At 40.7% G+C, this 13,992-nt stretch carries 10 protein-coding genes; 7 read left to right on the plus strand and 3 right to left on the minus strand.

What is annotated here, in order from left to right; translation table 11 throughout:
- Positions 1-34: 34 nt before the first annotated feature.
- Both ACMUMK_RS09590 and ACMUMK_RS09595 read right to left on the minus strand, forming a co-directional pair.
- A complete protein-coding gene (locus ACMUMK_RS09590; protein WP_414700902.1) occupies positions 35-763 on the minus strand; it encodes an esterase family protein in 729 nt (242 codons plus the stop codon).
- Between the two features lie 95 nt (positions 764-858).
- Positions 859-1,803: an acetylxylan esterase gene (locus tag ACMUMK_RS09595; RefSeq protein WP_414700903.1), complete on the minus strand. Its 945-nt coding sequence runs from the start codon at positions 1,801-1,803 to the stop codon at positions 859-861.
- A gap of 156 nt (positions 1,804-1,959) precedes the next feature.
- Between ACMUMK_RS09595 and ACMUMK_RS09600 the strand changes: the two genes are divergently transcribed.
- The 6 genes from ACMUMK_RS09600 (at position 1,960) to ACMUMK_RS09625 (ending at position 10,305) form a co-directional block, all read left to right on the plus strand.
- Positions 1,960-2,334: a BlaI/MecI/CopY family transcriptional regulator gene (locus tag ACMUMK_RS09600; RefSeq protein ID WP_414700904.1), complete on the plus strand. Its 375-nt coding sequence runs from the start codon at positions 1,960-1,962 to the stop codon at positions 2,332-2,334.
- A complete protein-coding gene (locus ACMUMK_RS09605; RefSeq protein WP_414700905.1) occupies positions 2,327-3,562 on the plus strand; it encodes a M56 family metallopeptidase in 1,236 nt (411 codons plus the stop codon). The genes ACMUMK_RS09600 and ACMUMK_RS09605 overlap by 8 nt, the downstream gene beginning before the upstream one ends.
- A 23-nt stretch (positions 3,563-3,585) precedes the next feature.
- The gene (locus ACMUMK_RS09610) at positions 3,586-4,263 is read left to right on the plus strand and encodes a hypothetical protein (protein WP_414700906.1); all 678 of its coding nucleotides are present in this window, start codon (positions 3,586-3,588) and stop codon (positions 4,261-4,263) included.
- Positions 4,264-4,426: 163 nt separating this feature from the next.
- The gene (locus ACMUMK_RS09615) at positions 4,427-5,833 is read left to right on the plus strand and encodes an efflux transporter outer membrane subunit (protein ID WP_414701398.1); all 1,407 of its coding nucleotides are present in this window, start codon (positions 4,427-4,429) and stop codon (positions 5,831-5,833) included.
- A complete protein-coding gene (locus tag ACMUMK_RS09620; protein ID WP_414700907.1) occupies positions 5,826-7,130 on the plus strand; it encodes an efflux RND transporter periplasmic adaptor subunit in 1,305 nt (434 codons plus the stop codon). The genes ACMUMK_RS09615 and ACMUMK_RS09620 overlap by 8 nt, the downstream gene beginning before the upstream one ends.
- 49 nt (positions 7,131-7,179) lie before the next feature.
- The gene (locus tag ACMUMK_RS09625) at positions 7,180-10,305 is read left to right on the plus strand and encodes an efflux RND transporter permease subunit (protein ID WP_414700908.1); all 3,126 of its coding nucleotides are present in this window, start codon (positions 7,180-7,182) and stop codon (positions 10,303-10,305) included.
- A gap of 17 nt (positions 10,306-10,322) precedes the next feature.
- On the opposite strand, the gene ACMUMK_RS09630 is transcribed toward ACMUMK_RS09625, so the two are convergent.
- Positions 10,323-11,624, minus strand: coding sequence for a M20/M25/M40 family metallo-hydrolase (locus ACMUMK_RS09630; RefSeq protein ID WP_414700909.1), 1,302 nt, complete (start codon positions 11,622-11,624; stop codon positions 10,323-10,325).
- Positions 11,625-11,988: 364 nt separating this feature from the next.
- On the opposite strand from ACMUMK_RS09630, the gene sppA reads away from it, so the two are divergent.
- Complete coding sequence (gene sppA / locus ACMUMK_RS09635; RefSeq protein ID WP_414700910.1) at positions 11,989-13,848, plus strand: signal peptide peptidase SppA; 1,860 nt, start codon at positions 11,989-11,991, stop codon at positions 13,846-13,848.
- Positions 13,849-13,992: the final 144 nt, after the last annotated feature.

The following is a 13,992-nucleotide window of genomic DNA, read 5'->3' on the forward strand; positions in this document are numbered from 1 at the left end:
AAATAAGGGACATATACATTAAATACCTTGCTTTTTAAAGATAAAGCCGCACCATCCTGCGCCAGTAATATCCTTGATGGGCTCGCTCATCCCATTGATGCAAGGTGTGGTTTATGCCCTTCTCTGAAAGCAAAGCACTCATGTGCAAATTGTTATTCAAAAACGGATCATCACGGCCAATCACCATAATAATATCCATATTTCGTAATTCATTAAGTTTCTGCTCACATTCTAGTCCCGGCAAAAAATGTGACGGCGTATTAAAATAAACATCATCGTTATAAAAACCAGAGAACAAATCACCAAAGTATTCCACTTCTAGTGTGAGATCAAAACGGCCACTAAATGCGCACAATTTATTAAATAAATGAGGATGACGTAACGCGATATTTGCTGCATGAAAGGCACCTAAGCTACAACCATGACTAATGGTACAGGGGTTAGCATTCACGCTATCCATAAAAGGAAATACTTCATTCAATATGTACTCTTCATATTGAATGTGGCGCTGAATGCGCCAGTAAGGTTCAGCCCAACTGCAATACAAACTTTCAGCATCAATACTGTCTACACAAAAAAGTTGTAACTGCCCTGCTTCGACTTTATCTCGTATTTGATCGAGGATCCTAAGGTTCTCATACTCATAAAATCGAGCAAACCGAGTTGGAAAAACCAATACCCTAGCCCCAGCATGACCATGAACCAAAAGCTCCATATCCCTTTGTAAACGTGGGCTCCACCATTTGTGATACTCTCGTTTCATCTAGTATTTACCTCAAATTCTGAACACTCTATATATTCAATTCGAGTTCTGGCCTACTAAGAACAGTAAATGCTTTGGCTTATCTCAAATTAAGGTTAACTAAAAAAAACTAATAACTCGTCAATAAGCTCCTTAGCTTGTTTAGCTTGGCTTGGATAACTATCGTGCCCAGCTTCTAAAACATACAAATGCTTCTCGCTCTTAACCTCGTTATAAATAGCAAACTGCCCCGGCGGTGTAACAACTGGATCCCGTAATGCCAAAGCAAAATGAACCGGCACAGTCACATTCGAAGCGGCATAAGCTGCATCATAATATCTAAGTGTACGAATAAGCTTAAATGGCTCTGAATGATAAAAATCTTGTATAGACTTACCACTGCCATGGGTCGGGATCCGCAGGCGTAATTGATGATGTCCAAAGGTTGGCACATTGAAATGGGCTTTAGTTATTCTTGTATCTTGGGCAAGAGCAAGCATCCCCACTCCCCCGCTAAAGCTAACACCCAACAAGTAAATACCACCTGTAATATCAGGATAAAGTTGTTTAACAACAGACACCGACAACCATACATCTTCAACGCAGCCACGAATGATATAACGCTCTTTTTTGTCAATATCATGGCGTACGTGCCAATATGGCTCTTGAGATATAGGAGCAGCAGCACTTCTAGAAATCCCCCTACTACAAGGAAAATAAATAGCTGCATCGTCAAAAGGCAAATCAAAATCAGGGCCTTGGCGTCCCGCATACCCGTGGCCTGCCACAAACACCCTATTAACTGTTTTCTTAATAGGAACTAATAACCAGCCCCAAATAGTGATTGAGTCGGTGGATTGGAAAGAAACATCATAAAGTTTCCAGTTTTTATGAGAGTGTCCCGTGTCATGTAAGTCAAATTTAGGCTCTAACGTTATGACCTCGTTATAGGCTTTTTGCCAAAAAGCATTGAAGTCGTTAGGGCGATTAGAAGCAGTAATTGAAAGCAAGTTTTCAAGGGAATACGCCCCGTAAGGGTCATTATCAAGTATGGGATTCAAAATCAGTCATGTTTTTTAGTAAGTCCTTATGCACTGATGAAACAACGATCTAAACCTAAAGTAAATGCTTAGCTGATTAAAAAATAGCAAATATCACTTGAATATTTAGATTACACATGTAATCTAAACCTATAAACTACAACTGTAATCCGTGATATGAAAGATATAACAAAAACCGAATTTGAAGTACTCGAAGCCCTATGGGAACAATCACCAGCTTCTGCCCAAGACATTATTACCCGTTTAAACATCAAAAAGCCTTGGCATGACAAAACCGTAAAAACCTTATTGAGCCGCTTGGTAAAAAAGCAAGCTATCGACTTTAAAAAGCAACAACGTAGTTATTTATATTTTCCACTATTTGCACGAAATGAATATGTCATCAAAGAAAGTGAAAACTTCGTTAGTCGTTTATTTAAAGGCCGAGTCGCCCCCTTAGTAGCTGGATTTGCTGATAGCGACGCTTTGTCTAAATCAGACATTGATGAGTTGAAAGCACTTATAGAAAAATGGGAAAAAGAAAATGATTAACTGGTTACTCGAACAACAATTAGTGTTTAGTGCTGTGGTACTGCTTTTGATTTGGATTGAGTCAAAAGGGATATCAAAACTTGGGGCGAATACTGTCTATGCCCTTTGGTTTTTGATACCCATGAGCCTTATAGCCAGCAACCTCCCACAAGATATCATTACAATAAGTGATACATCAATATATAAGCATCTTGTTACCGTAAACAATACAGTAGTAAATGCTCCAAATTTAGATATAAATTGGGTATGGCTATGGGTGTTAGGCGCAGCTTCAATTCTATTGCTTGCTGGTTTGTCACAGTGGAAAATCACGCAACTTCCCACTAAACCAGCCTTGATTACCACGCAAGGCGTTGAGCTTCCTAGCACTTTAGGGGTATATACAAGCCAGCACTTATCAACCCCAATCTTAAATGGCATATTCAAAGCAAAAATCCTACTACCAAGCGAGTTTAATACTCAGTTCGATACCCGCCAACAACAGCTAATGCTAGCCCATGAGCTAGTCCATTATGAACGCAAAGATAACCTCTATAACTTATTAGCGTTATTGATTCTATGTGTATTTTGGTTCAACCCATTAACTTGGCTAGCGTATCGGGCTTTTAGGCGCAGCCAAGAACTAGCCTGTGATGCCACAGTGCTAAAAACCTCAACAACAAGGGACAAAATTATCTACAGCAAAGCACTTATAAAATGTGCAGAGCAATCACTACATAGCTTTTCAATACACTCACCCTACGGAGAAAAAAGCAGCATGCAAAAACGAATCAAAAACATTCAAAACTCGCGCTCAGTAAAACCTATAATTATTGGCCTAACCTTAGTGCTGAGTTCTAGCTTAGTAGCCGGTGTTGCGCTAGCGAATATGACTGAAACAAGTCACAAAGTCGCACAAGAATACATGGCATCGCCTGTAACAAGAATTGAGCCTAAATACCCTAGTCAAGCAGCACAAGACGAGATAGAAGGCTCTGTAATTTTAGAATTTGATATTGCTAAAGATGGCACCACCGACAAAATTAAAGTCATCGAATCCTTTCCAAACCAAGTATTCGACAAAGCGTCTGTTGATGCGTTACAACAGTGGGTCTACAAACCCAGAGTACAAGGAGGGCAAGCACAAAGACAAACTGGCTTGAAAGTGCAACTGGACTTCAGATTAGACAACTCTTCTGAGCGCTCTGTAACCGCAGCTAAAATAGAAAGATTAAAAGTTCAGTATTAAATTTATTAAGGGCCACGTGACTAATGAAATACTTAATACTAGTGGCCTTTATATTTTGCAGTTGTAGCCAGACACCAGTGCATTTATATACTCGGTATTTATCCGATACTCAAACCCAGCTTATATCTGCGGCTTTGTCTAAAAATCAGTTTAAGGTAATAGTAAATGATCTGGATATTCCAGATTCAGTGTCCCAGTCTAGCGTTATTTACTCTCCTTTTATTAAGTCCCCTGAAAAAGTTGAAAACCTCACCCATGTCATGAAAAAACTGGGTTGGGAGATTTATAGTACCAATATGTTTTACAAGGGAAACCACCATTATAAAAAGAACTCCATTGCCTTTATCCCGATCCCAGCAGGTGTTGATCCTCATGCTCTTTCAAACACTCAGAACTGGGCTCATCAGTACACCAGCCAAAACTGTGACCTTGATTTAACAATCGAACTTGATAAGTCGATGTTTTATAAACTAACTGGGGCGAGTGTCTCTATCGAAGACATATCTCAGGGCTCATGGAGAATCAGCCAATTTCCCTACCTTGAACTCATCCCCTCAACTGGGGCTTGGTGGCGCTACTTTGAGTTAAGGCGTTACACCCAATTTGACAAAATTGGGCCGATAGAAATATTCGAATTAACCCCCTTGAGCAACTTAGAAATATTTAAAGAATGTAAGTTTCAGTATGGGATCAGGCAGTAAAAGCTGCGTTTAAAAATAGTACAAGCTCTCCATTGTGAGATGAGTTGACAATAAATTAAGATAAACAAAATTTAAGTGTAAAAGTTGTGTAAAGTGCTTTGTAGAAGGCTGAGTATCTTATATTCTAATTGTTGATTTTTAACACTTTATACTTGGCCTACCTATAGTGAAACGATACTTACCTTTACTGATTGCCATTTCTTTAGCCGGATGTGCAACTAATAGTGAGCTAAACAACAAATTGCAGTTTCCTGAAGTACCAGAAAACTGGAATTTGACAGAATCCTCAGTAGAGGTACAAGACGACTGGCTTAACCGCTTTAATCAAAGCCAATTGCAGGACTTAGTTACCGAAGCCCTAAATCAAAATTATGCATTAAGGCAAACGGCTTATGATGTTGAAATATTAGAGCAACGCTTAATTCAAAGTAAGGCTGACTTTTGGCCAACCTTAGATGCAAATTTTAGCTCTGGGCGTAGCAGAAGTGTAAGCACAGACATAACCAGCACTAGTCATTCTATCGAGTTAGAGTCTGGAATCGAAATAGATATTTGGGGTAAGTTGTCTGCAGCCCAAAAACAAGCCAACCTTGATTACCAAGCAAGTAAAACCCAATACCAGCAAAGTCGCCAAGACCTAGTGGCTAATGTCACCACTGCTTGGTTTAACTTAATAACGGCAACACAGTTAAAAGACTTATCAGAAAGCAGGGTTGAAAACGCTAAGCAAAACCTACAGATAATCGAATCTGGTTACAGACAAGGGCTAAATAGTGCCCTTGACGTTTACTTGTCTCGCAATGAGTTAAATAGTGAAATATCTAACTTAGAAGATCAAAAGAGTACCTTACTACAAGAGTCACGTACCCTAGAAAGGCTACTGGGCCGCTATCCAAGTGGCGCAATTGCCGCGAGTGTTGAAAACATTGACCTACCACTTCTCAATACAGAGGTACCTCTCGGTTTACCGTCCGATATCATTACCCGCAAACCTGAGTTACAAGCTAGCTGGTATCAAGTGCTCGCACAAGATGCGGGCCTTGCCTATGCCCACAAGCAAAGGTTTCCGAGTATAAACTTGAGCGCTTCCATTTCTGACAGCAGCAGTGAACTTTCAGATTTGTTATCTGGGCCATCCTTTGCTTGGTCATTACTTGGTTCAGTAGCGGCGCCAATATTTAGGGCTGGCGATTTAAAAGCCGAAGAAGAAGTCGCCAGAATTGCCCTTAAACAGCAAGAACAAGCCTATTTAGATAGCCTTTACCAAGCCTTTGCTGATGTAGAAAATGCTTTAACCATTGAGCTTGGCCTGCAAAAAAGTTACGTGGCTACGGTAAATGCAAGTCAAAACGCGTTAGCGGCACAAACACTGTCATTTGAACAATATCAAAAAGGCCTAGTGACATACACTACAGTGCTTGAAGCTCAAGAGCGCTCTTTCGATGCTCAAAATGCACTAATACAAATTAAAAATCAGCTATTAGCCAATCGGGTTGACCTATACGTCGCCTTAGGAGGTGACTTTGCTGAGTCCCAAAATAATCAAGAGGATGTGTTAATCAATGAGTAACGTGAGAAAGTGGATAATTCCACTAATAATATTAATAGCCACATTAGCTGTAGCAAGGTTCATATTTACTAATCCTCCCGAAAGCAAACGAGGGGGGCCTTCTGGGGCATCACAATTAACCGTTGAAGTAACCAAACTTACTCCTGAAAAATATACAGTAATAGTAGATACCTTTGGCACAGTGCAACCTAAAGTACAAAATGCTTTAGTAGCTCAGGTAGCCGGTCAAATCACCTATGTTAGTCCTCAGTTTCGTAATGGTGGCTTTTTTAACAAAGGAGATGTGTTACTAAAATTAGACCCTAGGGATTACATTGCAGATGTAAAAATTGCTGAAGCAGATTTACTGTCTGCTGAGCAAGCACTACAAGAAGAACAAGCCACGTCACGACAAGCAGCAATTGATTGGAAGCGCCTAGGAAACTCAGAAGAGCCAAGTGATTTAGTGCTTCGTAAACCTCAACTTGCAGCCGCTGAAGCAACTTTATTATCAGCTGAAGCTGGATTAACTATCGCGAAACTAGCTTTAGAGCGCACCACTATTACCGCACCTTACGACGGCAGAATATTAGAACAACTGGTTGACTTCGGCCAAGTGCTATCAGCCACAACGCAAGTAGCAGAAATATACTCGACAGATACAGTAGAGATACGCCTACCTATTAACAACAGTGATATAGAGTTAATTAACTTTCCTGAAGAGTTTCGTGGCAGTGACAATCAACCAGCGTTAATCGAAGCTAGATTTACTTCAAGCTTTAGTAAAAATCAAACATGGTTAGGCAAAATAACGCGTACTGAAGCCGCCATAGACAGTAACTCACAGCAACTTTATATAGTGGGACAAATAGAAGATCCCTACAACCAAACTCTTCATCCTGGGTCATCTATTAAGATTGGCCAATATGTTAATGCCGAAGTTCAAGGTAAAACTATTGACGATGCAATTGTCATTAATAACAGCGCAATTTATCAAGGCACCTATGTCTATATAGTCGAAGACGGTGTTCTAAAGCGTAAAGACATTGATATTCGCTGGCAAAATAGCGAAAAAGCAATAATTGACTCAGGGATAAAGGCGGGTGACTTATTAGTGACGACACCACTGGGTCAAGTTAGCTCTGGCACTCGTGTAACTATTTCCGGCGAAGATAACGCTCCGCAACAAAGAAAGCCAAGTAAAGAGCAAATAGCTAGGATGCAGAAAAAAGCCGAAGAGCTGGGAATTACAGTAGACGAACTGCGAGCCCAGCGACAAGGCAAAGGCCCAGGTATAAGACCAAAAGGCCAGAACTAATGATGTTTCTACAAGTTAAAGCACGACTAATTATCACTGGAGAATTGACATGATTGCTTGGTTTGCCCGAAACCATGTCGCAGCAAACTTGCTGATGATAACCATACTGTTTGCTGGTATATATAGCCTTACTAGCCGTATTCCACTTGAAGTATTCCCTTCATTTGAAACAGACCGAATTAATGTATCTGTGACACTTAGGGGAGCAACCCCAGAAGACTCAGAACTTGGCGTGGCAATTTTAATAGAAGAAGCCGTTCAAGATTTAGAAGGTATTGAAAGAATTACAAGTGTCTCATCTGAAGGCTCAGCTAGTGTTAGCATTGAAATTGATAGCGACTACGACGCACGAGAATTACTAGCCGACATCAAGGCACGGGTCGATGCCATTAATACATTTCCTGCTGACGCTGAAAACCCAGTAGTATCCCTTGCACAAAGGATCCGCGAAGTAATAGCCGTGTCTATTTCTAGTGATTATGGCGAAAAAGAAATAAACGAATTTGCAGAACAAATTCGTGACGACTTGTTGCGAATACCAGGTATCACACAATTAGAATTAGCTGGAGTGCGAGATTACGAAATTGCCTTAGAGATCCCCCAAGACAGGCTTCGCCAATATGGCCTAACCTTATCTGAGGTATCAACTGCCGTGGCAAATTCAAGTAGTGATATCTCCGCGGGTAATGTCAAAACTGATGGTGGAGACGTATTAATACGCTCTAAAGGCCTTGCCTATCGTACCGACCAATTTGCTGACATTCCTATCAAAACAAACAGTGACGGTTCTATTCTGCGCCTAAAAGATATTGCAGATATTCAAGACGGTTTTGAAGAAACCCCAGTACGCACTCGATTCAATGGTAAACAAGCAGCCTTTATAGATGTATACCGAATTGGCCAACAAAGTGCTGTAGAAGTCGCCGACTTGGTAAAAGAATACATTGAGGAAAAACAGCCTCTACTGCCAGAAGGTTACGAGTTAAGTTATTGGGACGATGATTCGCAAATCGTGAAAAATCGTATTGCCACTTTAACGGGAAGTGCCCTACAAGGCGGCATCTTAGTTCTATTACTACTGACACTATTTTTACGACCAGCCATTGCGTTTTGGGTCTTTATTGGGATCCCTGTATCTTTTATGGGCGCGTTTTTAGCCATGCCTATTTTCGGCGTTACCCTTAACATAATGAGCTTATTCGGGTTTATTTTAGTTTTAGGAATAGTCGTTGATGACGCCATAGTCACAGGTGAAAACATCTATACCCATTTAAAAACTGCGAAGTCGGGAGAAGAAGCAGCGATTAAAGGCACCCAAGAAGTGGCTACACCGGTAACTTTTGGAATATTGACAACAGTTGCCGCCTTTATGCCTTTTGCTTTTATCGAAGGAAATCGTGGAGCCCTATTCTCACAAATTCCTGTGGTCGTTATTCCAGTATTATTATTCTCATTAATTGAATCAAAATTTGTATTACCTTCACACCTCAAGCACATCAAATTACGCAACGAAAAAAGTGGCCCAGGTAATCGCCTAGAACAGTGGCAGCAAAAATTTGCAGATGGTTTTGAAGCGGCAATTTTAAAATACTACCAACCACTGCTTAAATTCAGCTTACGCCATAAGCTCAGCACGCTGGCTGTTTTTGTCGGCACCTTTTCTATCATATTGGCACTTTTAATGAGTGGCTGGACCAAGTTTGTATTCTTCCCTCGGGTTCCAAGCGAAACCGTTAGGGCCACATTAACTATGACCACAGGAACAACCTTCGAAGTTACCAATAGATTCATAGTAAAAATGGCAGATAAAGCAGAAGAGCTAAGAGAAAAGTACATTGATGAAGCAACCGGAGAGAGTATTATTTTGAATGTACTCGCATCTACAGGGAGCCGTGGAGGCTCTTCTAACGTGGGCTCCGTAAGATTTGAAATTACCCCACCTGAGTCCCGAAAGCTGTCTATTAGCGCTGCTGACTTAATCAGAGAGTGGCGAGATTTAATAGGCCCTATTCCTGGCGCAGAAAGCGTGACATATCGCGCTGAGACAGGCCGCTCATCAGACCCAATTGATGTACAACTTAGCGGTAACGACCAAAATACCTTGCAAGAAATTGCAGACAAAATCAAAGCGAGACTAGCTACCTACCCTACTGTGTTTGAAATAGCCGACAGTTTATCTGACGGTAAAGAAGAACTACAAATTGAGCTAACCCAACAAGGTAAAGCCCTAGGTTTAACTCGGGTAAATATATCTAACCAAGTGAGAAGTGCATTTTTTGGTAGTCAAGTGCAACGTATTCAACGTGGTAGAGATGACGTACGTGTAATGGTAAGACTACCAATAGATGAACGTCGTTCACTGGCTGACTTGAAAAACATTTTGATTGAAACCCCAAGTGGTGGTTCAGTGCCTCTGGCCCATGTAGCTACCTTGGTGCCAGGAAAAAGCCCGTCACAAATAAGACGAATTGACAGGTTCCGTACCGTAAGTGTTACCGCTGATGTTGAAAAAACCAAGACTAACATGACGGTGTTACAGGCAGATTTGACAGAATATGTACAAGAGGTTGTGAGCCAATACCCGGGCGTTACCTTTAAAATGGAGGGCGAAGCACGTGAGCAACGTGAATCATTCTCGTCACTAAGTGTAGGCTTATTAATGGTGTTCTTCGCTATTTATGGCTTGCTGGCTATTCCTTTTAAAGACTATGTTCAGCCCATTATTGTAATGAGCGTCATTCCTTTTAGTATGATTGGTGCGGTAATGGGCCACTGGTTAATGGGTATGGATCTGACCATAATGAGTATTTTGGGAATGCTGGCCTTAGTAGGTGTGGTAGTAAATGACTCCTTAGTTTTAGTTGATTTTATTAACAAGAAACGGGAAGAAGGCATTAGATTGATGGATGCCGTGTTAACAGCAGGTGCCGCAAGGTTTAGACCTATCATGCTTACCAGCTTAACAACCTTTATTGGGCTTATGCCATTATTGTTTGAAAAGTCTACCCAAGCGCAATTCTTAATTCCTATGGCGGTATCTCTAGGATTTGGAATTCTATTTGCCACGTTTATTACGTTAATCTTAATCCCAATAAACTACATGCTTGTAGAGCGTTTAAAAGGAAATAAGGCTGACAGTAAAACTATCAGCCCAGAGCAATTACAAAATGTGTGACTAGGCTTGAGTTAATTTTAATCAAGCTCTGATTCACCTATGCGGTAAATCAATATGGCGGCTTTGTGCATATTTTTGGCAAAGCTGCTCATATCAGCCACTTCACCTTTGGTGTGAGCTCCAGCTCCCATGAGTCCCAAGCCATCCATTGCCATATCTACGTGATCAGCAGCAAATGAAATATCTGCCGCTCCTGCGTTTCGAGGGTTAACAGGAGAAACTTTTCCATAACCTAATGACTCACTGATGTCACTGTACATAGACAAAAGCTTATAGTTGTTGTCTGTAGGAGACATAGGAGGGTAACCTTCAGAAAAGGTTAACCTTGCTGAAGTATGCGCCAAATTTTCAGCTACTATTTCTTGCATCACTTTTTGGGCATCAGTTAATTCTTGTAGGCTAAGTGCTCGAATCCCCCCTCTCACGCTTACCTCTTTAGCTACAACATTGGATTTACCAAACGCACCAGCAGTTGCATTCTGAGGTTGTACATTGATTTGAGTACCACCAACAATAATTCCCGGGTTGAAGCTTAAGTTGCCAACACCAACTAGGTTTTCTCTAAACTCATTTAAAATTCGTGCTGTTTCAAAAATAGCCCCATATCCGACCTTTTCACTAAAAATTTGTGAAGAGTGAGCTGCCCGCCCTTCAACATTTAGCTGCCAACCAACTGAACCTCTTCGAGCAACAACCGCTGTTTTTATATTGCTGTCAGCATTTTCAAATCCTAAAGCTATATCTGCCCATTTAGCGGCATCAATAATTGCCTTCTTTGACAAAGACAAAGGTCTACCGCTACTCTCTTCATCTCCAGTCATTACCACACGCACGCTAACGTTTTCTAATAGGTTTAGTCCTTTCAATGCTTTTAAGGCAGACAAAATAATCACGTCTCCCCCTTTCATATCTATGATCCCAGGGCCTGCAACAAAGCCATTATCAAGAGTCTGATAACGTTGAAAGTCATCAGACTTAGCAAAAACCGTATCTAAATGCCCAATCATCAAAATTTTAGGGCCTTTCGTACCATAACTTGCGACTAAATGACCAGCTCGGTTAAATTCACTGCCATCAACCCACTGAGTATCAAAACCAATGGCATCAAATTGAGCAATGAAGACATCAGCTACTTCTTTAACACCTTCAAAGTTTAAGGTACCACTATTAATATTAACGACTTGTTGTAAGGTATCAGTAGACTGCTGCAACCCTTGATTAATTCTCTCAACAATTTGCTGCTCTATTAATGGCTTAGCAAAACTTGATTGTTGTAATAAACCAGTAACAAGAGTAAGAGCCAAAATGGTAAATTTCATATTTTTATTCTTTTATGTGAGTGGTGAGTAATATTGACTTCCAGTTAAATTTCTAACAGTTAGAGTCAAGTGTAAAAAGTGGAATGACTAGATTAAGTTTCTTAAAAAGATTTTACAATGGCACACGATACAATACAGAGTGTTATTGAGTTGCTCCAATCGGTCCTTAGCAATGACAAACAAACGCAGTTGTATAAATAACAAACAAACGCAGTTGTATAAATAACAAACAAAACAGCTCCACTGTCCTTAAAACCGCCAAAAGATGCTGAGAAAGTTACAAAAAATTACATTTGCAAATGTTCTAAAAGGCTATTTTTCGATAGGATGAAGCATAACTTAACTAAATGTGTACTGATCTTATATGTCATCTGGAACAAGTTGGACAAAGTCTCTATTCGTAGGCCTGTGGAACGGCATTAACTTCACTCGAAAATTAATAATTAACCTTATCTTCATTGTCATACTCGTTGCGATCATTGCAGCTATCATGAAAGATGACAGCTCTATCAGTGTGCCCTCTGGCTCTGCTCTAGTTCTTAAACTAGTAGGTGATGTGGTAATTGAAAAACACGCAGTGGATCCTATCGAAGAGTTTATGCAAGAAGCCTTTGAAGAAGAGCAAGACGCACCAGAAGTATTGCTACAAGACATACTGTTAAGTATAGAAAATGCCAAGCAAGATAGGCGAATTAAAGCGCTGGTATTGGATTTACACGGTTTAGGCAGCGCAGGGTTAGACAAACTAGAGCAAATAGCGGTTGCTCTAGATAGTTTCAAAGAAAGTGAAAAACCTGTTTTTGCTATCGGCGACTACTACACACAAAACCAATATTACTTAGCAAGCCACGCTGACCACATTTATCTGAACCCAATGGGGTTCATGCTATTTGAAGGTTACGGACGATTTGGCACTTACTACAAATCTGCGCTAGAAAAACTAAAAGCCGAAACCCACGTATTTAAAGTGGGGACATATAAATCTGCCGTAGAGCCCTACATACGGGATGATATGTCTGACGCGGCCAAAGAAGCTAACAAAGCTTGGTTAGACGCCATGTGGAGCCAATACAAATCAAGTGTGGCAAAAGCCAGAGGCATAGATCAAAGCAACTTTGATGAAAAACTTGATGTCTTCTTTGAAAAATTCGAGCAATCTGGTGGCGACTTTGCACAGTACGCTTTAGATTATGGCTGGGTTGATGCCCTAAAAACCCGCGAAGAAACCTTACAAGATATCATTACTGTGGTTGGCGAGAATAACGACGGCACCAGCTACAATGCAATTACTTACAAAAACTACCTAAGCATAATTAACCCACCTATGCCGACCATAGATACCTTTAATGACAAGGTAGCGATAGTGGTAGCAAAAGGCGGCATTGCCAATGGGACTAAAAAACCAGGTGAAATAGGCGGTGACAGTACAGCTAAATTACTGCGCAAGGCCCGTTTAGATGACTCAGTAAAATCTGTGGTGCTTTACGTTGACTCTCCAGGAGGCAGTGCGTTTGCCTCTGAAATTATTCGTCAAGAAGTTGAAAACCTACAAGCCGTAGGTAAGCCTGTTGTGGCAGTTATGAGTACTTATGCCGCATCAGGTGGATACTGGATTTCTGCTGGGGCCGACAAAATAATAGCGGCTCCTAGCACTATTACTGGCTCTATTGGTATTTTTGGGATGTTTTTTACATTCGAAAATACCCTAGACTATCTTGGTATCCATACCGATGGTGTAGGTACAACTGAGTTTGCTGGAATGGGAGTTACCAAAACCCTTAATCCACAAATAGGTAAAATCATGCAAAGAGGTATAGAGCATGGTTATGACCAGTTCATATCATTAGTCGCAGATAAAAGAGGCTTCACCAAAGAGTATGTAGACAGCGTAGCTCAAGGCAGAGTTTGGATCGGAACCAAAGCCATTGAAATAGGCTTAGTAGACCAACTTGGTTACCTTCAAGATGGTATTCAAGCTGCCGCGGAACTAGCTAATTTACAAGAATACGATACGCAATATATCAAGCCTTCGTTAAGCCAGAGCGAGTTATTTTGGAAACAACTGTTCCAAAAAGCAACGGTAATGCTTGACGGCGCATTGAAAACTCAAAAAGACAGCAGCCTTTTAAAATTAGTCAAAACCGTTTCAGCTGATATCGACAAAGTCACTAAGCTAAACGACCCTAAAGGCGTGTATGCAATGTGTTTAACTTGCGAATATTAAACCAAGCCTTCACGCAACATCAGTAAACTTAATTTTTAAAGCCCAATTCAATTGGGCTTTTTATTTTTGTTACAGGGCTAACACACTAACGTCCTAAAAGTAGCATTATCCCCTGCCCCAATAGCAAGGCTCACTTAATAGTTG

This window comes from Paraglaciecola sp. 2405UD69-4 (genome assembly GCF_047525415.1).
GTDB lineage: Bacteria > Pseudomonadota > Gammaproteobacteria > Enterobacterales > Alteromonadaceae > Paraglaciecola.